Source organism: Traorella massiliensis (assembly GCF_900104665.1).
Lineage (GTDB): Bacteria > Bacillota_I > Bacilli_A > Erysipelotrichales > Erysipelotrichaceae > Traorella > Traorella massiliensis.
In genome coordinates, this window is sequence record NZ_LT629969.1 from 257,636 (window position 1) to 282,977 (window position 25,342).

Here is a 25,342-nt window from a genome sequence, read left to right on the forward strand (position 1 = left end):
TGTGTTGATTACAACAAGAAATAATTGAAAAGGCAGATATATAAGGTAAAAAAAAGATACGACACTTTAATGAGGAAGGAAATTTATGAAGTTGTCAAAATTGTTTAAAGGAATTCTATGCGCAAGTCTATTCATGGGCGGAATGGCAATTATGCCAAATAAAACCGATGCAGTTGAAATTGAACCTTATGCAATCGTTCGTGAAATAAAAGTAAATAGAAGAGAGAAAGCTGATGTACAGCTGCCAGGCTTAGACAAACAATTTGTTTATGTTGATTTTTCTGGTAGTTACATATTAGCAACCAATCCAAACGGTATTCAGAACTGGCAAGTTTCTGTTTCATTACCAGATGGAGTTAGTCATCCGACAGGAGGAGCTGGATATTATGAAGTAACATTGCTGGATTATGATTATTCATACAGAACGGGTGGAGCTAAAGTAACTCTTTATTTGAAAGTACAATATACTCATAATTATAAACAGTCTGCCCAGGTAGTAGCAACTGTAAATATTTAATTTTCTATTTCTAGGATTTCTTATAATTAATTTCAAAGTTTTAATTATAAAAAAGTTTCAGAAAAATATAACTAAAAACTTTCACTAAAAGAAAGGGTCTATTCTATTTATTACAATCAAGACTACCCAGTCAGGTAGAAACTTTAAATAGGAAAGTAGAGACCTTTCTTTTTTCATATAAATTCTTTGTGTATTTTTAAGAGAGGAAATGTCTATGAAAAAGCTGGAAAGATTTTTTCTAAGTATTATCCGAAGACCTGTCAAAACGATTATTTTGATACTCGTTGTTTTTGTTGCGGGAAATGTTATAACAGGCTCTTTCATTATTTATCATGCTACTCAGAAAGTAAGTGATAAGATTCATGAACAGATCAGACCTGCAGCAACAATCCAGACACCAGTGGATGTGCGTATCAATAGCTTATCACGCTCAATAAGCATTGATGATAGTGAAATAGATGAATATGGATACCGCTATATCGATGCTCTTTTAGAAATTGCTCAGTTTGATGAAGTAGCTTATGCTGATTTTGGAATGTTAAGTCAGCACTGGACTACTGTAGATAAAATAAAGAATTTAAGTATTTCATATTCCATGTTAGATACAACTTATGATAGAAATCTATTCAGATTTGATAATATTTATAATAAAGCTACTGTGGTAGGGGTATATAATCCTGATAGCTATTATTTTATGAACAATGACCTTGAAATCGTTGAAGGCAGATTCTTCACCGAAGAAGAAATCAGAGAAGGTAAAGCAGTCGTCATCCTTCCCCAGTCAGCTAGAAAGATTTATCCTAGAGAAAATACAGAGTTCTACGGACAGGAAAAATTTGAACTGAATGAGAAAATTGAATTTGTATTCCGTATCTATGATAGTGATCCGATTAATGACAGTGATTTCTTTCCTATGGAAAACGGAGGCATGTATGGAGAATTCACTCAAGAAGAAATCGATATGTTTCAGGAAAAGAATGAACAAAGCATTCTATATGAGGAAGTAGTGGAAGCTGAGGTCATCGGTTTTTATAAGAGTGATTTTGGAAAAGAAAAGGATTTTGACATCATCAACAATGTCTATATGCCTTTGAACTTTTATATTCATCAGAATAAAAAGCATAATGAAAAGGTCGCTGAATATATAGGCAAAGGCCTTGTGGACACAAATAATAAAGAAGGCTTTCCTAGAAACTATAATTTTCTATCTACAATAAGTCTGTTTACCTATTTTGAACTGAATGATAATTCTGAGATCGAAAGTTTTGTCAACAAGACAAGATCAGTCCTTGATGAATATCAGATTGATTCTAATATAAAGGTCAATAACGATCTGTATATGAAAGTTGCAGGGCCTTTAAGTACTGTGAATGATTTGTCCGAGCTTATTATCATTGTAGCTGTCATTGTCGTATTCATCATCCTCAGCTGTTTGTCGCTTGTATTTATGAAAGACAGGAAAAAGGAGATTGGTATATTGCTTTCACTAGGAGAACATAAGCGGAAAGTTATAATGCAGATGATGGCAGAGATTCTACTGGTAGGACTGCTAGGGATTGCAGGTTCGATGCTAACAGCAAGAGAGTTTGGAAAGAGCCTTGCTGACAGTATCATCAGCATGAGCAAGCAGACTGAGACACTAAGCGAAGATGAAAGGAAGATGATGAACGGAATGACTCCTATAGGAGCCATGAATGAATATGAAGAGTATCTTGATGATACCAATATTCTTGCCGCATCATCCATTTCAGTCATCATCCTATTAGCTTCATCAGGATGCATCATCATAGTAATTGCAAGGATGAATCCAAAAGATATTTTATTGTAGGAGGAAAAATATGAGCATTTTAGAAGTGAAAGATATTTACTTTACATATCCGGATGGCGATCATAGAAAAACGATCTTGAATCATGTGTCTGCTTCTTTTGATTGTGGTAAATTTTATACGATTCTGGGATCCAGCGGATGTGGCAAAACTACTTTTCTTTCCTTGATCAGTGCTTTGGATAAGGCTGAGAGTGGTGATATCTATTATAATGGCATCAATATCAAAGATATTGGTTTTGAGAAATATCGCCGAAATCATGTGGGAATCGTTTTTCAGAATTATAATCTTATTACGTATATGACAGCTCTTGAAAATGTTCGAATTGCAATGGGAATAACAGAAAATGATGTAGGAGGGGATATTTCTAGTACGGCTTTAGAGTTATTAGAGAAAGTAGGTATCGACCGTACAAAAGCAGATCGCAGAGTTACGAAGCTGTCTGGCGGTGAACAGCAAAGGGTAGCGATTGCACGTGCTCTATCGACCAATGCTGATATCATTCTTGCAGATGAACCTACTGGCAACCTTGATAAGAAAACAGGAAGGGGCATCGTAGATATTTTTAAAAACCTGGCTCATGATCTCAATAAATGTGTGATCGTCGTGACGCATTCTGAAGAAGTGGCCAGGGAAAGTGATGAGATACTTCGTTTGTATTCTCATACACAGTCCTTCAATTTTGAATGAATCTAATTAAACGTGTATTTGTTAGTATAACACGACGAAAAGTTGCTTCCCTTGTTATTTTGCTTGTAGCGTTTCTGATGGGAAATGTCATGGCTGTTTCGATCAGTATCCAGCAATCTGGTCAAAATATCGAACGAAATCTATTGGAAAGGATAGGCGGGAAGATTGTTTTAACCGGAGCAAATATTTCTGCTAGCAGGAATGTTTTGAGCTTAGATGAAACTTCTTATAACCTACAAATGAATAGATTTATGGAAATCTATGATTATCTGGCCTCTAAAAATAATATTGCTTATGCCGACTATTCGCTTCATTTCGATGGAATCGACTTAGTAGAGGGACAGAATATCGAATTGGATGAGAGCGTACAATATCCCAATGGCTATTCTATTCTTCATGGTATTGAAAATCGTGAATTGATTGATGAAAAAGAAAGATATATTCAATTTACAAATGGAGAGAAGTTTACAGAAGAACAGATGAAGAATGGCGATAATGTCTTGATCGTCAATGAGGCTGTCTTCATTGATGGACGGCCAGTAAAACCAAATGATGTCATTGAGTTTGAGATTAAAATTGAGGAATATGATCCGGAAACGAATAAATTTATTATTACTGATAAAGAAACATTCTCTTATCGGGTCGTAGGAACTTTTCAGGTAATTGACAATAAATTTTCTGATGTGAAAAACTCAAATAATATCCAGATGTTTTATACACCTAACCAGAATATAAAAAATATTTATCATAAATATAGTGAGATGAGCAGTAATGAGAGATTTCAATCAAAATACTGGATCGATTCTGCAACGATCGTTGTCAGTTCAAGTGAGTATCTTTTTCAGTTGAGCGAAAGTGCGAATAGTATCGTTGAAGAAGAAAATTATCCAATTACAGTAACGTCTACATTAGATACTGTTGAAAAACTGATTTCACCTGTTAAGAGTATTTCCGCAATATCACAAAATATCTTGTTGTTTTCTATGATTGCCATGACAATTATCTTAGGACTCGTTTCATTTTATTTTATTCGTGATAGAAAAAAAGAGATTGGGATATATATGTCTTTGGGAATTCGTAAATCTCATTTGATGCTTCAAATCATATTAGAAAGTGTCTTAACAGGCATGGCGGCTATATTTTTGTCTATTGGCAGTGGCTGGCTTATTTCACAGCAGTATTCTTCTTCTTTATTAAAGAATTCACTTGAAGTAGAAGAAAGTGAATATGAAGAATATATGACGGATACGTTAAATTATGAATTGTTAGCCCAGGATGTTACTGATAATTATAAGATTACGATTACTTTTGAAGATGTTTCGATCTTGATTATTTTGTCTTTTTCTACGATTCTGCTTTCTACTGCCTTTCCTTTATTTTATATCATGCGTCTTGATCCTAAAGAAATTCTTTTAGAATAGATTACTTTATTATAAAGAAAAGTTCTCAGAAAAATTATTTTTTCAGGGAACTTTTTTGTCTATTTTGTCAATGCTCGTTATATGTCCTATAAATTTAGGGGTATTTGCGTTAAGATGTTAACGAAAGGAGGATAGCCAATGAATCAAATGAAAATAGGAAGCTTTTTTAAAGAGCTTCGCAAAGAAAAAGCCTTAACACAAGAACAATTGGCAGAGATATTTGGGGTTTCCCGTAGAACGGTTTCAAGATGGGAAACCGGCAGTAATTTGCCTGATTTAGATATTCTTATTGAGATGGCTGACTATTTCAAGGTGGATCTACGTGAATTATTAGATGGTGAAAGAAAGGGTGATAAGATGGATAAAGAGATGGAAGAAGTTGTATTAAAGGTTGCAGATTACAGCAATGAGGAAAAAAAGAAATTAACAAGACGGATGCATGTATTGTTTATAGCGGGGCTGCTGGCAGCAGTGGTTTATAGTTTATTGTTATTTACGGATAACGCTGATAATTTTTTTGGAAGTGTATGTCTAGGATTCACATCTGGAATGATGGTCGTTGGCGTCATCATGACTAGTAAATATGCTGTTAAAATACAGGCTTTTAAAATAAGGGTCTTACAAAGACAGAAACATTAGAAATGTAAGAAGCGCTATGGCGTTTCTTTTATTTTTATACTGGAATAGTGTATAAGGAGTGAATAAGATACAAAAAAAGTTAAGAATTTTCTAGATGATCATCTTCTACCGAATGATGTTACTTTACGTTATATTGATTTAACAAGGGAAATAGGGGAATTAGGAAAGGAGATTCTTAAAAGCAGTGCCTATGGAAGGAAAGTGTTTGATTTAAATGATGAGACTAAAAAAATGGGAGATTGATGTAAACGAGACCTTGGATGTGACTTTGTATAAATATGAAAAGCGTTTTATTGAAAAGAGTGATATGGGTTCAGGAAGATAGTTATTAAAAAACTATTTACTTCTTTTTATTTATTTAGTAAAATCAATTATAGACATTTTAGTAAGTGATGTCTTTTGTTAATGGAGTGGTATCGAAGTGGTCATAACGGGGCTGATTCGAAATCAGTTTGGGTGCAAGCCCACGTGGGTTCGAATCCCACCCACTCCGCCAGATACGAATTTGTGCCTGTAAGGCACTTTTTTATATATTAGGAAATTTCAAATTAAGAGGTGAGATATGAATAAATCCCACTAAAAAAGTAGGATTTAGAAAAAGGTCAAGAAAAGTAATGATCAAAATCACTTCATCTTGACAGAGTTGTAATACTTCATAGTTACCATCGTATCTTGTACCGTTTAAGCTTCGAAGGAAAGTTGTTATATGATATACTTTTAATATGGAAAAATCATGTGGAATCATCTTATATACGAATATTGAAAGGAAACGGTATTATTTACTGATTAAAGATGAAAGAGGAAAAATAGGGTTTCCCAAAGGGCATATTGAAAAAAATGAAACAGAATTAGAATGTGCTTTGCGAGAAACTTGGGAAGAGACTTCTATCATGCCTGATATCAATTCAAAATTTTATAAACAGATTCAATATTGCTTGCCAAATGGCAGTATAAAGCATGTTGTCTATTATCTAGGATATTTTGAAAAACAAGTACCAACTCATCAGCAAGGATATGAGCATTTTGATTATCTTTTACTGACATATCAAGAAGCTATAAGAGCGTTGACACATGATAATACAAAAAAATATTACTGGATGCTGAAAGTTATTTAAATCAAGGCTGGCATTATTCTTTTTAAGCACACATACTAGTCCTGTAAAGGAGAAATTCAAATGATCGAACAGGATACAATAAAGCTTTTAAGAGAGTGTGATGCAGGTATAAAAATGGGTGTATCATCTATAGATGAGGTATTAGACAGTATATCTAATGAAAAATTTAAAAATTATTTGATCAGCTGTAAATTGGAACATGAAAAGCTAGAGAAAGAAGTAGAGAACTATTTAGATAAATATCATGATGATGGAAAAGAAATTAGTCCCATGGCTAAAACAATGTCTTGGATAAAAACAAATGCTCGGCTTGTCATGGATGAAACGGATCATACAGTTGCAGATATCATGATAGATGGATGTAATATGGGAATAAAATCATTAAACCGATATTTAAATCAGTATGAAGCAGCGGATGAAAAATCTAAAGAAATTGCGAAAAAACTTATTTATGTTGAGGAAGAATTAGTGAGTGAGATGTTTCAATATTTATAAGATATCACTTGTGAAAAAAATGACTTTTATTGCACAAATTATGATGAAAATACCCTTAAAATGAATAAAAAAGTAAAAAAAGATACGAGTATAAATTGACATTGTAAGAATACTATGTTACTTTTTATTTGGAGGTAAAATCATATGAAAAAGTTATTTTCTTTATTAACTGCAGGTACGTTAGTGCTTGCTTTAGGTGCTTGTAGCACAACAAAGGAACCTGTTGTTGAAGAGTTTTCAGCAGAGTATGAAATGAAGGGTACAACTTCAGCAGGTCTTCCAAAAAATGATACTTTTATCTTTGAAGGTGAAACGACAGATGGTATCATTACAAAATTGAACTTTGATATTATTCGTAACAAAGGAATGGAAGATGAATATTCAAAGAAAGATCTATATGGATATGAAATGAATGTTTCTGATGGAGCTATCGAAGAAGTTAATGGTGCCCTTAATTTAACAAACTTATCTGCAAGCGGATTTGTGAAATATCCAGGAACAGATTCTGGTGTTCAATTCATGGTTAGAGCTTCTTTAGAAGGATTGACTCCTGAATCAACTTTTGCAGATTTGGTTGTTTTTGATTTATCGACACAGAGCACGATGGAATTAGAAAATGCAATTGCTGCATATTCTTATTTAGCTGCTGAATCAGGTGTTGAAGAGCTGACAGGTGATACACTTGTTATTGATTTAATGGGTGCATTTGATGAACTTGTTGTGGATGGGGCATTCGTAGCTGGGGAACAGCGTGTATCTTATGCTGGATACAATGGTGGTAGAAGCTATGGTGAACAGATCGATGCAATCGTTGATTACATTCTGGCAAATGATATGACATTAGAAGATGTTTATGAAATGTTTAGAACAGTGAATCAGCAGAGTACACCTATCGAAGAAAGAGATGTAATTTCAGGTGCTACGATCGCATTTGTTGGTGACTTCCAGAGAACAGTTTATCTTGCCATTCATGGTGAATTGTTTGAAGGTGTAACAAATGCTACTGAAGCTGATGGCAGCACAACAGTTGAAGTTGTCACTCAGGGTTACGGTGGAGAAATTGAAACTCATGTAACTTTTGATGCAGATAATACGATCACTGCTATTTCAGTTCGTGATGATCAGGAATCTGAGGGTGTAGGTGCTGTATTGACAGCTGATGGTTCTGATTTCTTGAATTCTTTGATCGAAGGTCAGAGCGATATTGAAAGCGTTGAAGTATCAAGTGGTGCAACTGTTACTTCTGAAGCTTTGAAGAAAGCTGTTCAGATGGCTATTGATTACATGAACGAAAAATAAAAAATAAAATCGGACAGTCCTTGAAAAAGGACTGTTTTTATTTGGGCGATTTGATGAGCTCTTATAGATTTTCATCTAATTTTCAAAATAATATGAAGAATAATGACTCGTTTTATTGTATAATATACCAGAGGTGGTAGAGTGTTTTCTTATCATGATTTGAATGATGCACAAAAGCAGGCGGTAATGGAAACAAATACACATGTCCGTATCATTGCTGGAGCAGGCAGTGGAAAGACAAGAGTGGTCATTAGCCGTATTGCTTATCTGATAGATGAAATAGGTATTTTGCCTTATCGTATCCTGGGTATTACTTTTACAAATAAAGCAGCTAATGAGATGAAAGAGCGTTTGATAGATAGTCTGGGTGATCGTGCAGGGGGAGTTTTTCTTTCTACAATTCACTCTTTTTGTGTTCGTTTTCTTCGTGAGGAAATTCATCATTTGAATTATCCCCGCAATTTTACGATTGTCGATAGTGATGATCAAAAAAGTATTTTAAAAGAAGCTTATAAAATGTATGGTCTGGATGTGAAAAGCTATAGTTATGCAGGTACTTTAGATTATATCGCTAATTGTAAATGTAGTGATGTATCACCTGAACAGGCTTTAAAAATTGCTTCTCCTTACACAAGCGAATATGTAAGGGCTCAGGTGTATGGTTATTATGAAAGTCGTTTGAATGCGATGTATGCACTTGATTTTGATGATTTATTGCTTTTCGCAAGAAGAGTTTTACGTATGTATTCGGAAATTCGTTTAAAATGGCAGAAAAAATTTGATTATATCCATGTAGATGAGTTTCAGGATGTTGATAAGATCCAATATGATATCATTCGCTTTATGGTAGGAGAACAGACACGTTTATGTGTGGTCGGTGATCCGGATCAGACGATTTATACGTGGCGTGGAGCGGATGTAAATTTAATTATGAATTTTGAAAAGGATTTTTCACCTTGTACAACGATTATTTTAAATGAAAACTATCGTTCTACTCCTTCAATTTTGAAAGGTGCCAATAGTGTTATTGCGAATAATCGTAATCGTATTGAAAAAGATCTGTTTACTAACCTGCCAGATGAACAGAAAATCATTCATTATTCAGCTTTTGAAGATGATTTAGAACCTGTCTGGGTGGCTGACCGTATCAGTAAATTAAAAATGGAAGGATATAGTTATCGTGATATTGCCGTACTTTATCGAAGCAATTATCTTTCAAGAAGTCTTGAAAAAAGATTATTAGAAAAGAAGATTCCTTATCGTATTTATGGCGGTGTACGTTTCTATGATCGTGCAGAAATTAAAGATTCATTGTCTTATTTAAGAATGCTGATTCATAATAATAGTGCGATCGATCTCGCTTTGAAGCGTATCATCAATGTTCCTAAAAGAAGTATTGGAAATAAGACGGTTGAGAAGATTGAAGAATTGTCAAGAAGTGAAAATATAAATATGTATGAGGTCATTAAGAGTCATGATGTCTGCAAGGGAAAAAGTCTTGTGGCAATGAATGCTTTTATTGAACTGATAGAGAAATATCGCAATCTTGTCAATAGCATGTCCATATCGATGCTTTTAGAAGCTTTGATGGAAGAAAGCGGATATATTGCGATGCTTGAGGAAGAAAAGGAAACAGAGCGTATTGAAAATATCAAAGAATTGATCAATGATATTGAAGATTTTGAAGAAATGTATCCGGATGGAACTTTAGATGAATATCTCCAACAGATTGCTTTGTATACCGATAAACAACAGGAGGAAGGCGGTGAATTCGTTCAGCTGATGACGATTCATGCGGCTAAAGGACTGGAATTTGATATCGTGTTTGTTTACAGCATGTCGGATGGTATTTTTCCGAGTGAACGCAGTGTCAGCGAAGGCGGCAGAGAAGCAATGGAAGAGGAGAGACGTTTGGCTTATGTAGCTTTTACCCGTGCTCGCAAGCAGCTTTATATTAGTGATGCCCGTGGTTATAGCTATGTGCTGGATCGCACAAAGCTTCCTTCTCGTTTCATTCGTGAAATTGATGAAGATTGTATCATTCATTATGGTACGCAGCAGGAAAATGAAGCACTTCCAAAACAGATCGTGGTGGATGATGATGGTCATGGACATGCGGTGAGAGAAAATGTTATCCGTTTACGTAAAGGTGATTTAGTTACGCATAAAAGCTTTGGTGATGGGGTTGTGATTGATACATCTCGAGGTATTTGGACCATTGCTTTTAAGAATAAGTTTGGGATACGTAAAATCACGGCGAATCATCCGTCGATTACGAAGAAATAGGAGCGAATATGAGCAGAGAAAGAATTTTAGAATTAAGAGAGATCCTGCGCAGGCTTTCAAGGGAATACTATGAATTGGATTCCCCTACCGTCAGTGATCAGGAATATGATCGTTATATGCAGGAATTAATTGATCTGGAAAATGAATATCCGGATATGGCAGATCCTTCTTCTCCAACTCAAAAGGTGGGTGGAGAGGTATTAGAAGGTTTTGTCAAGGTAGCCCATAAAACAAGAATGATTTCTTTGGCGAATGCTTTTAATTATGAAGATTTATTGGCATTTGATGAAAGGGTGCGTAAGGTAGTGCCTCATGCCACTTACCAGGTAGAATTGAAAATGGATGGATTGGCAATGAGCTTACATTATGCCCATGGTCAGTTTAAACAGGCAGTGACTCGTGGTGATGGCAGCGTAGGTGAAGATGTTACGAATAATGTGAAAACAATTGCATCGATTCCGATGAGCATTCCATATCAGAATGATCTAGAAGTTCGTGGGGAAGTCATCATGCCGAAAGCTGTTTTCGAAAAATTAAATGAAGAAAGAAAAGAAAACGGTGAAGAACCTTTTGCGAATCCACGTAATGCGGCTGCTGGCAGCATTCGTCAGTTAGATTCTTCTATTGCCAGAAAAAGAAAATTAGATGCTTATTGGTATTTTTTAATGGATGCACAGGCCTTGGGTTGTCATACTCAAAGTGAAGCTTTGTCTTTTTTGGATCATAATGGCATAAAAACAAATCCGTTGCGTCGTATTTGTAAAGATATCGATGAGGCATGGTCCTTTATTCAGGAAATGACAGAAAGAAGAAATGACTTGCCATATGAAATTGATGGTATGGTATTAAAAGTCAATGAACTTGATCGATGGGAAGAGATTGGTGAAACGGTTAAATCACCAAAGTGGGCGATTGCTTATAAATTTCCGGCTGAAGAGGTCATTACCCGTTTAAAAGACATAAAGATCACTGTAGGACGTACGGGGAAAATTACACCGAATGCCGTATTGGAACCGGTACGAGTGGCAGGCAGTTTAGTGAGTGCAGCCACGTTACATAATGAAGATATGATTGCGACAAAAGATGTGCGTATCAATGATTTTGTGGTGATTCATAAGGCAGGGGATATCATTCCTGAAGTTGTTCGCTCTTTACCGGAAAGAAGAGATGAGCATTCACAAAAATATGTTTTCCCTAAGTATTGTCCAATTTGTCATTCCCCATTGGTACGTTATCCGGATGAAGCAGCCCATTACTGTATTAATCAGGATTGTCCGGCAAGAGTGAGTGAATCAATCATTCATTTCGCATCAAGGGAGGCAATGAATATTGATACACTAGGAAGTAAACGAGTAGAATTATTCTGTGAAAAAGGAATCTTTAAGAGCGTTGAAGATATTTATTCACTAAAAGATAAAAGAGATGAATTATTAAAGCTTGAAGGTTTCAAGGAAAAAAGTGTTGATAAGCTTTTGAATGCGATTGAAGCAAGTAAACAAAACCCTTTAGAAGATCTTGTATTTGGATTGGGAATTCGTCAGGTAGGAAAAAAAGCAGCCCGTATCTTAGCCCAGCATTTTAAAACGATGGATGCGCTCATGCAGGCTAGCAAAGAGGAATTAACGCAGATCCGTGATATTGGTGAGATCACGGCTATTAGTATTTTAGATTTCTTTGCTTTGGAAAGTAACCGTCAAATGATTGAAAAATTACGTGTGGCAGGATGTCGCATGGATAGCGATCAGATTGAGACAAATGAAAGCATGTTTACTAATAAGACAGTTGTTTTGACAGGAAGTTTGAGTCTTTTTACCCGTGATGAAGCAAGAGCCTTACTGGAAAGATTGGGGGCGAATGTTGCTTCAAGCGTATCTAAAAAGACAGATTTGGTCATTTATGGAGAAAATGCTGGAAGTAAGCTTGAAAAAGCATTACAATTAAATGTATCTGTTATGGATGAAGCGACTTTTATGGAAGAGGTGAACAAGTATGAAAGCATATAAACTTTTTTCATTTTTATTGCTGGGCTCACTCATATTGGGTGGCTGTCATCAAGATGATGGAAATACAGATGATCAAGTGACAGTTGAGCCTATACGTGAGGGAGATTATGGTTATTCTTTACCCTATGTGGATTCTTCTACTAGCGTGATTCATTCAAAATATGGTTCTAATAAATTAGATACTTATTTTATGGGCCAGCAGGGTCTGGAGCTTGCAAAGCAATATTTTGATCCAAATACGACTTATGCTTCTGAAGGAAGTATTCTTGAAGCAAGTGAATTGGAGCGCTTTGATTCCAGTTTAAGAGGACTTGGTTTATTGAAATATAAAACGGATTATAATCCTGAAGGATTAAATCCGGAAAAAGGCACTTATGTTGAGAGCGGTACTGGTATTAATATGTATGATGCGATCATTGTCAGTGATATTTATGAAGTAGATTTTGTTGATGAAAATGGTGATTATGTAGGTTTTCAGTTTACCATTGTCATGAATGAGAATATAACATATTCAGTTGCTCAGACAAATGAAGATGGAAGTGTTGCGACCGATGAAAATGGGAATGTGATTCTTCAAAGCGGTACTCAGACAGGACAAATGAGCGATGATCAGTTATTTAATTATGGAAGTCTGGAAGCAGGTCAGCGTCTGGTGAATTATCTGCGTAATAATCATCCGGAAGTAGGAAACCTTCCAATTCATGTCTTATTGTATAAAACAGTAAGTTCTGATAGTATGACAAGTGGAAGTTTTATTGGTCAAAGCTATGTTACTACACGCTCTTCTACATCTTATGAGCGTTTGACACAGGAATGGACATTTGCGCCAAGTACACGTCTTTCTGAGTTAGATAGCGTATTAGCCAATCAGATATCAACAATGAAGAGTACTTTATTTGAAAATTTTCCAACTGAAGTTGGATTTTATGGAAGAGTCTTTTTTATAAATAATATGGCTGAGGAAGTAGAGATTGAAATTAATATGCGTGGTAAGACTTATGTTGAAATACAGAGTTTGATTCAATATGTCGTATCACTAGCGCCTGATATTAATGAAAACAGCTGTGAACTTAATATTCACGTAAAAAGTGATGGCGATACGGTTGCGTTGATCCATCGTGCAAAAAATAGTGAAACGATAACGACAAGTTTAGTTTAAGAGGAGGAATCATGGAGAAATTTAGTAAGGAGATGCTGAGAAAACTTGCAAATCAGGTCATGTTTGATTTAAATGATCAGGAATGCGAGGAATTGCAGGAGGAGTTTGAGACTTATTTAAAGCAGTTGGATCTTCTCAATAAGATCGATACGGAGAATGTAGAAGAAATGGTTTATCCATTTGATACACCGACTTCTTTTATTCGTAATGATGATGAAGTCTATGCCATTTCACAGGAAGATGCAATGAAAAATGTGCCGCAGGCAAGTGAAAATTATGTTGTGGTACCAAAGGTGGTGAAATAATGAAAATTCAGGAATTTACGAAGGATGTTGAAAAAAATGTACAAAAATGTGCAGCATTGAGTGAAGATGCACAGAAAAAGCTGAATGCGATCGTGACTTTTATTGATCCTAGTGAACAGATCGAAGCAGTTAAAAAGATGGATGAATCTCTTCCTTTATATGGTGTTCCAATTGCCATCAAGGATAACTTTAATACTAAAGGGATCCGAACAACTGCAAGTTCACGTATCTTAGATAACTATGTTCCTATCTATGATGCGACAGTGATCAAGAAATTAAAAGATGCAGGAGCTATTTTATTCGCAAAGACAAGCATGGATGAATTGGGGATGGGTGGAACCAATTTAAATGCTTATACGGGTAAAGTAAATAACCCTTATGATGTGAATCGTATTTCAGGTGGCAGCAGTGGCGGTAGCGCAGCTTTAGTAGCTGAAGGTGTCGTACCGGTGGCTATGGGTACTGATACTGGGGATTCGATTCGTAAACCGGCTGCCTATTGTGGTATTGTTGGCTTTAAACCAACTTATGGCCGCATTTCACGTTATGGGGTCATTCCTTATGCATCAAGTTTGGATCATGTTGGTTTCTTTACGACTTGTATTAAGGACGCAGCTCGAATGCTTCAGGTATGTGCAGGCAGAGATGATCATGATATGACTTCTTCTTATGAGAAAATTGAAGAATATGAAAAGAATTTAAATAGTGATATTCGTGGTAAGAAAATTGCGATCTTGGATAATGTCATGAATTCGATCGAAGATCAGCGCATCGTGGATAATTTTAATGAAGTGATTGAAAAACTTGAAAAAAGAGGTGCTATCGTAGAAAGAGTCAGCATGGATGAAACTTTGCTTCAGACGTTATTACCTGTATATTTGATCATTGCGAATGCGGAGGCTTGCGCAAACCATTCTAATTTAGATGGAGTACGCTTTGGTATGCGGGAAGAAGGTCATGATCTGGAAGAAATTATGATCAATTCCAGAACGAAAGGTTTTTCAAGTGCAGTTAGAAAAAGATTTGTTTTGGGAAGTTATTCTTTGTTTGTAGAGAATCAGGAGAAATTATTTAGAAAAGCTCAAAAGGTTCGCCGTGTGATCGTAGATGAATATAAAAAGATCTTAGAACAATATGACTGTGTAATTGCCAGTGCAGCGCCAACAGTTGCTCCACATCCTGAAGACAGCGTTGGTGAAAAGATGAGTGATACATATCTGGTTGCCGAGAATTTTATGATTTTAGGAAATATGTCAGGATATCCATCATTGACACTTCCAAGTGGTTTTGTGGAAGATTTGCCAATTGGTATCAATGTGACAGCGAAAGCTTTTGATGAACAGAATCTTTTAAATATCTGTAAGGCCATTGAAGAGGAAACAGGTCTTGAAAATCATACAGCAGGAGGGAACCATGAACTTTGAAACAATAATCGGAATTGAAATTCATTGTGAATTAAAAACAAATACTAAAATGTTTTCACAGGGTCCGGTCAGCTTTGGTGAGAGTGCCAATAGCTGTGTCAATGAGATCGATCTAGGAATGCCAGGAACCTTGCCTTGTTTAAACAAGCATGCTGTGGAATTAGCACTAAGAGCTTGCATGGGAACTCATTGTGAGATCGATCCATTAGTGAAATTTGACCGTAAAAATTATTATTATTCTGATTTGCCGAAAGGATTTCAGATCACCCAGCAGTTTCACCCAATTGGTAAAAATGGATATATCGAAATCTCAACGGAAGAAGGAACAAAAAAGGTTCGTTTGAATCGTATTCATATGGAAGAAGATACGGCGAAACAGTTCCATACAAATTATGGTACACTGATTGATTTTAATCGTGCGGGTACACCCTTGATTGAGATCGTTTCAGAGCCGGATATCCGTAGTGGTAAAGAAGCTGCCAGCTATGTGGAAGAGTTAAAGAATATGCTTTATTATTTAGGTGTGAGCGACTGTCGAATGGAAGAAGGCAGTATGCGTTGTGATGTGAATATCTCACTTCGTCCGGAAGGTTCACAAACCTTTGGTACAAAAACAGAAATCAAGAACCTAAATTCTATCAGCAATGTGCAAAAAGCTGTTGACTATGAGATAGAGCGTCAAAGTCAATTGCTTTTGGCAGGTGAAAAGGTGGAACAGGAAACAAGACGTTTTGATGAAGCTACTAAAACAACGGTATTGATGCGTAAAAAAGAAGGTAATGTGGATTATAAATTCTTCCCTGAACCAAATATTTTCCCAATCTTATTGGATGAGGCATGGATCGAAGAAATTCGTGCAACACAGCCGCAATTACCATCACAACGTAAAGAAAAATATATGCAGGAATATGGTCTGAGTGAATATGACGCAAATACACTGACACAGACCAAAGAGCTGAGTGATTTCTATGATGAGGTCGTGAAGCATACCAAAGAATATAAGCTTGCTAGTAACTGGTGTATGGTAGAATTGATGGCAGTATTGAATAAAGAAAATATTAGTTTCAAAGATAATCCATGTTCTCCTGTACATCTTGCGGAAATGATTGAAATGGTCAGCAAGGGTGAAATTTCTTCTAAACAGGCAAAGGTTGTATTTGAAGAAATCATGAAGGGAAAAGATCCAAAGAAGGTCGTTGAAGAAAAAGGAATGAAACAGATTTCTGATCCAAACGAGATCCGAAAGCTGGTAACTCAAGTATTGGATGCAAATGAACAAGCCATCCTTGACTTTAAAAATGGTAAAGGACGTGCTGCTGGAGCTTTAGTAGGACAGGTAATGAAACTTAGTAAAGGACAGGCAAATCCTAAGCTGGCTAATCAAATTTTAAATGAGGAATTGAAGAAACGTTAAAAATCAAGTACAATAGAAGCAAGGAGCTGATTTTATGCCAAAAGGAAAAACAAACGTAAAAGAAAATACAAACGTAAAGAAAAAACCGCATATTGTACTGGGGTTATTGATAGTTGTACTTTTGATTCCTATCATTATTCTGGCAGCAATTCTAGTTACTTCGCTGGAAGATTCTTCACAGCCAGTAGTAGGAAGTCGTTATCAAAATGAATTAGATCCAGCTATAACAGAGGAAAATATTACTTCTTTGGAAAATGCCTTGGTTTTTGATGGAACGGATTCTATACAGGTGAATTTTAAAACTGCCCGTGTTGCGATTCTTGTAGATACAAGTGATGATATGTCAGCTGATAGTATCAGCACTCTTATTCAACAGATATATGCGAAGGTCAATGAAGTACTTCCGATCGAAACTTATTTCACAAATCGTAGTGAAGGTGACAGTTATGTTAAGATGTATGATTTACAGATTGATGCTTACAATGTAATAAGTGGCGATAATCAAATTCATTATGTTTTAACAAAAACAGGTGCTCAAAGCGAACCTTTATTGGAACTTGTAAGTTCACCAAAAAATGAAGAAGTAGCGAATGATGTTCAGAATCAGAATACAAATGAAGGAGAATAAAAAGGGCATAGCCCTTTTTTAGCACGTTATGAGAAAGAATGAGAAATTTATTGGAAAATGTGAAAACTATACTTATCAAGGGTTAGGTGTAGTAAAATACGAAGGTCAGCCTGTTTTTGTCAAGGATATGTTAGAGGGTGAAACGGGTGAAATCGTCATTACAAAAGTGTTGAAAAATTATGCCTTTGGAAGATGCTTGCAGCTTCTTAAAAGCAGTAAGGAACGTGTAGAGCCACGCTGTTTAATCTATAAGCAGTGTGGAGGATGTCAGCTTTCACACATGTCTAAGCAAGCTCAAAAAGCTTTTAAAAGGCAGAGAGTGCAGGACTGTATCACTCGCATTGGAAAGATAGAACTTGAAGTTGAAGATGTTTTATCAATGGAAGATCCTTATCATTATCGAAATAAAGGACAAGTTCCTGTGGGAATGAAAGATGATCAAGTAATTTGTGGATTTTATCGTATTCATTCAAATGATATCATTGATATGAATGAGTGTCTTATACAGCATCCTCTAATCAATGAAATGGTACAGATCATTAAAGCACAGCTTCAAAAATATCAAATTGGCAGTTATTTCCGTCATCTTTTGATCAAGGTCGGTTTTGAAAGTAAAGAAATGATGGTCGTATTGATTGTCAGAGAAGAAAAAATTCCTCATTTAGAGGAATTAGTACGAGTTATTTGTCAGCAGGAATATGTAAAGTCAGTGATCATGAATCTAAACCAGCGAAATGATAATGTTATTTTAGGTGATAAAGAAACACTATTATATGGAAAATCTACGATCCAGGATACTTTGATGGGTCTTAAGTTTAATATATCTTCAAAGTCTTTTTATCAAGTTAATCCAATTCAAACATGTGTCTTATATGAAAAAGCAGTTGAATTTGCGAATCTTACAGGAAAAGAAACAGTATTAGATTTATATTGTGGCATTGGAACAATTTCTATGTTTATGGCAAAAAAAGCAAAGCATGTGATAGGGATTGAAATTGTTGAAGATGCAATTAAAGACGCAAAGAAAAATGCTTTGCTTAATCAAATTGATAATGTTGAGTTTGTATGTAGTGATGCTGGAACATTTGCCTCTGAGATAGCTAAAAATAATCAGCATTTAGATGTGATTTGTGTCGATCCGCCTCGTAAAGGCTGTGATCAGAAGACATTGGAGAGCATTCTAAAGATGAGTCCTCAGCGAATCGTTTATGTCTCCTGTGATCCTGCAACACTGGCTCGAGATTTATATTTCTTGTCTCAGAATGGTTATGAAGTAAAAAAAGTACAGCCTGTGGATATGTTCCCGCAAACGACACACGTTGAATGTGTAAACCTGATAGTAAGAAAATAAAAGTGCAAATAAGCCTATAAATAAAGGATATTTTGAAGATTGGATGATGAAAACTATTGATCCTCCAAAAATGGGCATCAACTGATACTAAATAGATAAATACCTGGTTTTCATAAAAATCAGGCATTTTCATATGGACAAATACATGTATTGTTTATGATGAAATAATCAATAAAACTTGGCTAGTATAAAAAATGTGTAAAGATTAATGAATGGAAAATGTAAAAAATAACAAAGTATTTTGCTTCATATTGACGTAAAAAAGATTAAGATTATAGAATACTAACGGTAATGCTACAAGGAGGAAAAAGCGTATGAAAAAACTAGCCAAGCTATTAGTTGCTTTTGCGATGACTGCCAGCGTAGCTGCTTGTTCTGGTAATACAGGAACGACAGATGAAGCGACAACCATCACAATCTGGCACACTTTCACTGAAGATCATGAAGCCATGCTGGAACAGATTGCCGATGATTTTGAAAGTGAGAATGAAAACATTACTGTAGAAGTTATTGGGGGATATGATCCTAATACATATGAATCAGTCATTACAGATGCTGTCGCAAATGGAGTAGGACCAAACCTGGTCTTTAATTTTTCAACTTTCGCAAATACTTTTGATGGTCAGGATGTATTAATTCCATTTGATGATTACTGGGATTTTAATTATGCTGATATTACTACACCAGCAATTTATGAAGAATCGACTAATTTTTCTGATGGAAAAGTGCATATTGTACCAGTCTATACATCAGGACCAGTTCTGTTTGTAAACAAAGCTATCTATGATGAAGTAGGAGTAGAAATTCCTACGACTTGGGATGAAGTAAAAGAAACTTCTAAAAAGATCTATGAAGAAACAGGTATTGTTGGTTTTGCTGTAGATTCATTAACTGATCTGGCACAGATTTTGATCTATCAGTCTCATGAAGGACAGATCGTAGACCTTGAAAACAATGAAGTTGCTTTCAATGATGAAAAAACTCTTGAATGGGTTGAATGGTGGGCAGAAGGTGTACGTGAAGGATATTTCCAGATTACTGCTCAGAGTGCTGACGGATACAACTCAGGAGATATAAACAGTGGCTTGATTGCATCTTATATCGGTTCATGTGCAGGTATGCCTTATCTTGATCTTTCAAGTATCAACGGAGATTTACAGGTCGTAAGAATACCGATGATATCTGATGCAGAATATGAAAATGCGGGTTCTATTTCAAATCGTGGTGCTATCGGATTTAAGGGAACAGAAGCACAGGATCAGGCAGTAGCTGATTTTGTTGAATATTTCATCAGCCGTAATTCTGAATGGGTACAAGCAGTGAGTGCAAACTCACCTTACACAGCAGTTCTTGAAGATGAAAGCTATCAGGAATTCATTGCATCAAACCCTGCCTTACAGGCTTTAGAAGATCAGATGCCCGTTTCATTTATTGCACCTGTATTCACAGGATCTTCTGAAATGCGTAATCAATTAGAAGAATTATTTAAAGGTCCGGCTGATCCATCCTTCGATGCTGCAACGGCTTTACAGAAAGCTGTAGACAATACAAATGCAGCAATGCAAGACGAATAAAACTTTTAAAAAATAAAAGTAATTTATACTTTATTTAGGCTATTTACAAATAGCCTTTTTTAATACTAGAAATCTTCAGATAAACAAATCAAAAAAAATTGATATATCTATTGACAATAATTACTTTAAAAGATATGATAAACACATCAAAATAATTTGATGTGAAGGAGTAATAGGATGGATTATTCAAAAGATGTGAAAATATTTAAAGCTCTCTGTGATGAAAAAAGATTGAATATTTTAAATCATTTAAAAAGCGGGGAGAAATGTGCTTGTGTTTTGATTGAGTATATGAATATAGGGCAGTCTGCTCTATCTTATCATATGAAGGTTCTATGTGATTCTGGAATTGTAGTAAGCAGACAGGAAGGGAAATGGACACATTATAGAATCAGTAAATCGGGTAGTGAATATGCAGCTAAACGGCTACTAGAATTAACTTCACAAAAAGATAGGGATTAATCTTATTTGTTATATATGAGTCATCTTCAGATGACTTTTATAAATCTTTACACATCAAAAAAAATTGATATATTACGAGGAGGGATTTCTTGGAAGCATTAAATTTGTTTTGGATTTTTTTTCAAGATCAAATACTGGGAATGAAATGGCTGAATGATTTTATAGGCTATATCTTATCTAGCACAGGATTGGAGATGAATAGTCGTATTGGAGGAAGTATTCAGTTCTTTGTATATGACGTAATTAAAATTACAATTTTGTTGTGTATACTGATATTTATTATTTCATATATACAAAGTTATTTTCCCCCAGAGAGAAGTAAGAAGATATTAGGTCGATTTCATGGTATAGGGGCGAATATTATATCTGCTTTGTTAGGAACAGTGACACCTTTTTGTTCATGTTCTTCCATTCCCTTATTTATCGGATTTACCAGTGCAGGGCTTCCGTTAGGAGTAACATTCTCATTTCTGATATCTTCTCCTATGGTTGATTTGGGGAGCCTGGTATTACTGATGAGTATTTTTGGAACAAAGGTAGCGGTAGCTTATGTCTTGCTTGGACTTGTTATTGCAGTTGCTGGAGGGACATTAATAGAAAAAATGCATATGGAAAAATATGTAGAAGAATTTGTGAAAAGTGCAAGTAATGTCGATATTGATTCACCTTCACTGACGAAAAAACAGAGGATTCAATACGCAAAAGAACAGGTTTTAGAAACCTTTAAGAAAGTTTTTCCCTATATTTTACTTGGAGTTGGAATTGGTGCGATTATTCATAATTGGATTCCTGAAACCTGGATCAATAGTATATTGGGAAGCAAGAATTCATTTGGAGTTATTCTGGCAACACTTGTAGGAATACCTATGTATGCAGATATCTTTGGCACGATACCAATTGCCGAAGCTTTACTGGCGAAAGGTGCAGAGTTAGGAACTGTCTTATCATTTATGATGGCAGTCACCACACTTAGTTTTCCATCTATAATAATGTTAAAAAAGATTGTAAAGCCAAAGCTATTGACATTGTTTATTGGAATTTGTGCTTTAGGAATCATAATAGTAGGTTATGTATTTAATATATTTAGTATATTATTTAGAGTAAGGACGAAAAGTAGTACTTAATCGAAAAGAAAAAGAAGAGATTTTAAATAAAAAAGTTAAATAAAAAAAATGAGCGCACTAAAAACAAGTGCACAAATGAAATAAAATAAATTTAGCGAAAATCAGGTTTCATTTTTAATCCAAGCATCAAGATGAATATTGATGGCGGCAAAGATTGAAAAGAAAGCTGCTTTGGAGTCTTCACGAATTCTCATCTGATGAAGATGATAGTCATTGAGAATTCTATTATTGATTCTCTCAGTACAAGTTCTATTTTTGTATAGTTCTTTCCATTTATCTGTTTTGTAAGGAACAGGGCCAAAAAGACGCATATCAAGCGAATCGTTAATGTAAACAGTTCTACCATATGGAGAAGGAGAACATGTATCTGCATGTGGACAAGAATCAATCAATCCCATTTTTAGAGGACAACGGAATTTTCTTCTTTGCCTTTGATAGTCGTAGCCACAGTGATACATTTCAACACCACAATCACAAATTGGTTTGCCGTTTTCACTAATAGAATCAAAGTGTTTATAAATATTTTTACCCAATTTACGTTGATTGAAATCAATGATTGGGATAATATTATGGTGACGCAGAAATTGGTAAACGGCAGAAGAATCGCTTGCGGAATCGAAACACATGAATTTTGGAGAGAGTTCAGGGTTAATATCAAGGAAACGAGCGGTAGAGGAAATGGAAGACAGAGCATCATGACGAGAAGCTTTCTCTAAATCGATAAAGACGGGAAGGTCAGTATGGATTAGAGGGTTATGATAAGAAATGTTATAGAGAGTATAACCGAAGTAATACATTCCAAGATCACTGTCCCAGCCAAAATCTGCGTTTTTAGCGCTATAACGATGAGTGTTTAAAATATTGTCATCTTTAATGATTTGATGACCAAAAGGAGAAGCATGAATATGAAAAGCAGAACCATCACCAGAAAAGACAAGATTGTAGGAATCAATAAAGCCCATGTCATGAGAAGGAATGACAGCAATAGCGTTAAAAAGTAATTGAAGAGTATAAATCATACGATCACGGTCAAAAACAGAACCATCATGAGTGTAATTATCGAAAAGAGAATAAGTATCATCATTAGAGAAGTTCATTAATTTTTCACCTTTCTTAGGTTTAGAAGAATTAGATTTATTCGTAAAAAGGCCTTTAGGAAGAAGATCGTTATGGTGAGAAAAAGAATGAGTGATACGGTTAATGAAATCGTAATGAGAAGAATGGTTAGGAACATTCCAAGAACCGATAAGATATTGAAGAAGCCTATCGTGATGAACTTCATAACACCAATTTTTAAGAGAAGTAAAACCAAGATGAAGCATCAAAACGACAGAACGCAAATAGATAGCAGGATCGTTAGCGGGACGACCCAAAGGAGAATATAAAGGAAAGATGATATCGGCGACAAGGTCGACATCAAGTTTAGACAACTTATGAATAGCAGACTTAAAATTAGGAGAAGAAAGTCTGAAAAGATCAGAAGTTGAAAGAGAAGACTTTTCTGTCTTAAGAAATTCTTTGTAATCTTGAGACGAAGAGAAATAAATTAACATTGAAGATCACCACCTACTTACTACAGAAAGGCGAGCAAAGCGAGCCCGCAACGAGGGCGATTTGTCAAGCAAAAAGTGAAAAAAGTTGGGGGGATTTCAAAAAAACGGCAATTAAAAAAGAGCGTAAACAAGCCGTTAAAATGTTTTCGACCACGCTCATTTATTTAAAGGAGAAATTGAAAGATGAAATTATTTGGAAAAAAGAAACAGGAAAATACATGCTGCTGTGCTGATAAGTATACAGCAGAGAATATGCAAAAAGCTGAAAGCAAAAAACAAGAAACAGGAATCAAGATTCTTGGATCAGGATGTTCAAAATGTAGACAATTAGAAAAATCAACACGACAGGCAATACAAGAATTGGATCTTGATCTTAATGTTGAACATATTACAGATTTTACTCAAATAGCAAGTTATGGAGTTATGTCCACTCCTGCTTTAGTAGTTAATGGAAAGGTAGTATCTTTTGGAAAAGTTTTATCAGTAGAGGAAGTAAAAAGCATTTTAAAAGAAATTTAGGATTTGAATAATTGAAGGTGAAAAAAATGAGAAATCAATTACCTAAGGTTGCATTTGTTTGTGTTCACAATTCCTGTCGCAGTCAGATTGCGGAAGCATTGGGAAAACATTTAGCTTCTGAAGTTTTTGAAAGCTATTCAGCTGGTACAGAAATAAAAAATCAAATCAATCAGGATGCTGTTCGGCTAATGAAAGACTTATATCAGATAGATATGGAAAAAACACAATATTCGAAACTTTTGTCAGATATAATTCCTGTAGATGTTGTAATAACAATGGGATGTAATGTGAACTGTCCTAATTTACCTTGCCAATATCGAGAAGACTGGGGATTGAGCGATCCTACTGGAAAAAGTGATGACGAATTTCAAGATATAATAAAAATAATTCATGCAAAAGTACTTCAGTTAGCTAATAAAATTAAAAATAATGAAATTATAAATAAAGATGTAAAAGAATTTAAGGACAGTCGATAATATATCGGCTGTTTTCAGAATAAAAGATACAAATAAAAATTAGTATGCGATTTGCTTTATTTTAATATAAATTGTGATAACAGAACTTTTGAAAAAGGACAAACTGCGACTATAGATGGTTAACATTGCTTATCAAAGTTCCATCGATAGTATGAACCTGATTGTAAAAAAAGAAAGTGAAAATAAAACCCATGAATAAAGAATATATTGAAGATAGAAAGATAAAAATTATAGATCCTTCTAAAGTAGATATTAACTGATACAAATATAAAATTGATCAGATTTTCAATAAAACTATGCAATTTTATAGATGATTAGATAGTATGGACTATTTAACAAAAAAAGATTGATAAGCTATCATGAAAGAGCAAATTATTTATCCTATTATGGAATATATCAACATCTAAATGCTCAAGAAATATAACTTCTAATTCAGTTAAAAAATATAAACATAAAAGTAAATATTACAAATTTAAGTTCTAAAATAGTGCTATACTATAATCGTAAGGGCTTTCAGTTTTTTGTCAAAATAGCGAAAACATTTATGGAAGATTTATATATTAAAAATCTATCTTGTATTGCATAAAATAATTATAAGAATTTGAATTTGCATTAAATATGTCTAAAATTGTAATTGTCTTTGTATATGATAGATAAGAAAGGTATATTTTTTTGCTTAATATATGAAATAACATATCATAAAAAATAAAAGAATTTTGAATTTGTTTTATATTTTAGGGATATAAAAGTATGAAAAATTATGTTGTATGAGATAATTACAGTTTAAAGTTAAGGAAATAAGATAGAGAAAGAATATGTAAATGTAAAATGATGAATATTAGAGAATTTATTTTACTAATAAAACTGAATTTTTTATTTGTTTAGAGATAACATGATTGAATAAAATAAGTAAATTTGTAAGGATAAAGAGGTGATGCAGGGGATAATGTTAAAGAATTTTAGTAGTAAAAACATAAGGAGGGATATGATGACATAGAGTATTAAGAGTTTGAGTTACTTTGAAAGAAACATATTTAAATTAATCAATTAATATTGAAATAT

General features: G+C 34.7%; 22 protein-coding genes and 1 tRNA gene. 22 read left to right on the forward strand and 1 reads right to left on the reverse strand.

Annotated elements, in window-relative coordinates; all coding sequences use genetic code 11:
- The first annotated feature begins 85 nt into the window (after positions 1–85).
- From BQ5367_RS08525 to BQ5367_RS08620, 20 genes are all read left to right on the forward strand, one after another.
- Positions 86–517: a hypothetical protein gene (locus BQ5367_RS08525; protein ID WP_071442108.1), complete on the forward strand. Its 432-nt coding sequence runs from the start codon at positions 86–88 to the stop codon at positions 515–517.
- A 214-nt stretch (positions 518–731) separates the two neighbouring features.
- Positions 732–2,345: an ABC transporter permease gene (locus BQ5367_RS08530; protein WP_071442109.1), complete on the forward strand. Its 1,614-nt coding sequence runs from the start codon at positions 732–734 to the stop codon at positions 2,343–2,345.
- 10 nt (positions 2,346–2,355) lie between these two features.
- Complete coding sequence (locus BQ5367_RS08535; RefSeq protein ID WP_071442110.1) at positions 2,356–3,033, forward strand: ABC transporter ATP-binding protein; 678 nt, start codon at positions 2,356–2,358, stop codon at positions 3,031–3,033.
- A gap of 89 nt (positions 3,034–3,122) precedes the next feature.
- Positions 3,123–4,454 (forward strand): ABC transporter permease, encoded by a 1,332-nt coding sequence (locus BQ5367_RS08540; protein ID WP_071442111.1) that lies wholly within the window; start codon positions 3,123–3,125, stop codon positions 4,452–4,454.
- A 138-nt stretch (positions 4,455–4,592) separates the two neighbouring features.
- Positions 4,593–5,093, forward strand: coding sequence for a helix-turn-helix domain-containing protein (locus BQ5367_RS08545; RefSeq protein ID WP_071442112.1), 501 nt, complete (start codon positions 4,593–4,595; stop codon positions 5,091–5,093).
- A 407-nt stretch (positions 5,094–5,500) separates the two neighbouring features.
- Positions 5,501–5,589 (forward strand) — tRNA-Ser (locus BQ5367_RS08550).
- Between the two features lie 226 nt (positions 5,590–5,815).
- The gene (locus BQ5367_RS08555) at positions 5,816–6,208 is read left to right on the forward strand and encodes a bis(5'-nucleosyl)-tetraphosphatase (RefSeq protein WP_071442113.1); all 393 of its coding nucleotides are present in this window, start codon (positions 5,816–5,818) and stop codon (positions 6,206–6,208) included.
- 60 nt (positions 6,209–6,268) lie between these two features.
- On the forward strand, positions 6,269–6,703 hold the full coding sequence (locus tag BQ5367_RS08560; protein ID WP_071442114.1) for a hypothetical protein: 435 nt from the start codon (positions 6,269–6,271) through the stop codon (positions 6,701–6,703).
- Positions 6,704–6,847: 144 nt separating this feature from the next.
- Positions 6,848–8,002 (forward strand): FMN-binding protein, encoded by a 1,155-nt coding sequence (locus BQ5367_RS08565; RefSeq protein WP_071442115.1) that lies wholly within the window; start codon positions 6,848–6,850, stop codon positions 8,000–8,002.
- Between the two features lie 141 nt (positions 8,003–8,143).
- A complete protein-coding gene (locus BQ5367_RS08570; RefSeq protein ID WP_268874448.1) occupies positions 8,144–10,288 on the forward strand; it encodes an ATP-dependent helicase in 2,145 nt (714 codons plus the stop codon).
- 8 nt (positions 10,289–10,296) lie between these two features.
- Positions 10,297–12,291 carry an NAD-dependent DNA ligase LigA gene (gene ligA, locus BQ5367_RS08575; RefSeq protein ID WP_071442116.1) on the forward strand — a complete coding sequence of 665 codons (1,995 nt, stop codon included), beginning with the start codon at positions 10,297–10,299 and terminating at the stop codon, positions 12,289–12,291.
- Positions 12,278–13,450, forward strand: a complete 1,173-nt coding sequence (locus BQ5367_RS08580) for a CamS family sex pheromone protein (protein WP_071442117.1) — start codon at positions 12,278–12,280, stop codon at positions 13,448–13,450. The genes ligA and BQ5367_RS08580 overlap by 14 nt, the downstream gene beginning before the upstream one ends.
- A gap of 11 nt (positions 13,451–13,461) precedes the next feature.
- Positions 13,462–13,755, forward strand: a complete 294-nt coding sequence (gene gatC, locus BQ5367_RS08585; RefSeq protein WP_071442118.1) for an Asp-tRNA(Asn)/Glu-tRNA(Gln) amidotransferase subunit GatC — start codon at positions 13,462–13,464, stop codon at positions 13,753–13,755.
- Entirely contained in the window at positions 13,755–15,179 is a 1,425-nt protein-coding gene (locus BQ5367_RS08590; RefSeq protein ID WP_071442119.1) for an amidase family protein, read from the forward strand. The genes gatC and BQ5367_RS08590 overlap by 1 nt, the downstream gene beginning before the upstream one ends.
- Positions 15,169–16,593 carry an Asp-tRNA(Asn)/Glu-tRNA(Gln) amidotransferase subunit GatB gene (gene gatB, locus BQ5367_RS08595; RefSeq protein ID WP_071442120.1) on the forward strand — a complete coding sequence of 475 codons (1,425 nt, stop codon included), beginning with the start codon at positions 15,169–15,171 and terminating at the stop codon, positions 16,591–16,593. Before BQ5367_RS08590 ends, gatB begins: the two co-directional genes overlap by 11 nt.
- A 34-nt stretch (positions 16,594–16,627) precedes the next feature.
- A complete protein-coding gene (locus BQ5367_RS08600) occupies positions 16,628–17,221 on the forward strand; it encodes a hypothetical protein (RefSeq protein WP_083383216.1) in 594 nt (197 codons plus the stop codon).
- 28 nt (positions 17,222–17,249) lie between these two features.
- On the forward strand, positions 17,250–18,572 hold the full coding sequence (rlmD, locus tag BQ5367_RS08605) for a 23S rRNA (uracil(1939)-C(5))-methyltransferase RlmD (RefSeq protein ID WP_071442121.1): 1,323 nt from the start codon (positions 17,250–17,252) through the stop codon (positions 18,570–18,572).
- Between the two features lie 314 nt (positions 18,573–18,886).
- A complete protein-coding gene (locus BQ5367_RS08610) occupies positions 18,887–20,146 on the forward strand; it encodes an ABC transporter substrate-binding protein (RefSeq protein WP_071442122.1) in 1,260 nt (419 codons plus the stop codon).
- A gap of 177 nt (positions 20,147–20,323) precedes the next feature.
- Entirely contained in the window at positions 20,324–20,608 is a 285-nt protein-coding gene (locus BQ5367_RS08615) for an ArsR/SmtB family transcription factor (protein WP_071442123.1), read from the forward strand.
- Between the two features lie 140 nt (positions 20,609–20,748).
- Positions 20,749–21,732: a permease gene (locus BQ5367_RS08620; protein WP_143052407.1), complete on the forward strand. Its 984-nt coding sequence runs from the start codon at positions 20,749–20,751 to the stop codon at positions 21,730–21,732.
- A gap of 101 nt (positions 21,733–21,833) precedes the next feature.
- Here BQ5367_RS08620 and BQ5367_RS08625 read toward each other — a convergent pair whose 3' ends face one another.
- A complete protein-coding gene (locus BQ5367_RS08625) occupies positions 21,834–23,285 on the reverse strand; it encodes a transposase (protein ID WP_071441052.1) in 1,452 nt (483 codons plus the stop codon).
- A gap of 183 nt (positions 23,286–23,468) precedes the next feature.
- Here BQ5367_RS08625 and BQ5367_RS08635 point away from each other — a divergent pair, with 183 nt between their 5' ends.
- The gene (locus BQ5367_RS08635) at positions 23,469–23,804 is read left to right on the forward strand and encodes a thioredoxin family protein (RefSeq protein ID WP_071442126.1); all 336 of its coding nucleotides are present in this window, start codon (positions 23,469–23,471) and stop codon (positions 23,802–23,804) included.
- A 26-nt stretch (positions 23,805–23,830) separates the two neighbouring features.
- Positions 23,831–24,280, forward strand: a complete 450-nt coding sequence (locus BQ5367_RS08640) for an arsenate reductase ArsC (RefSeq protein WP_071442127.1) — start codon at positions 23,831–23,833, stop codon at positions 24,278–24,280.
- The last annotated feature ends 1,062 nt before the right edge of the window (positions 24,281–25,342 follow it).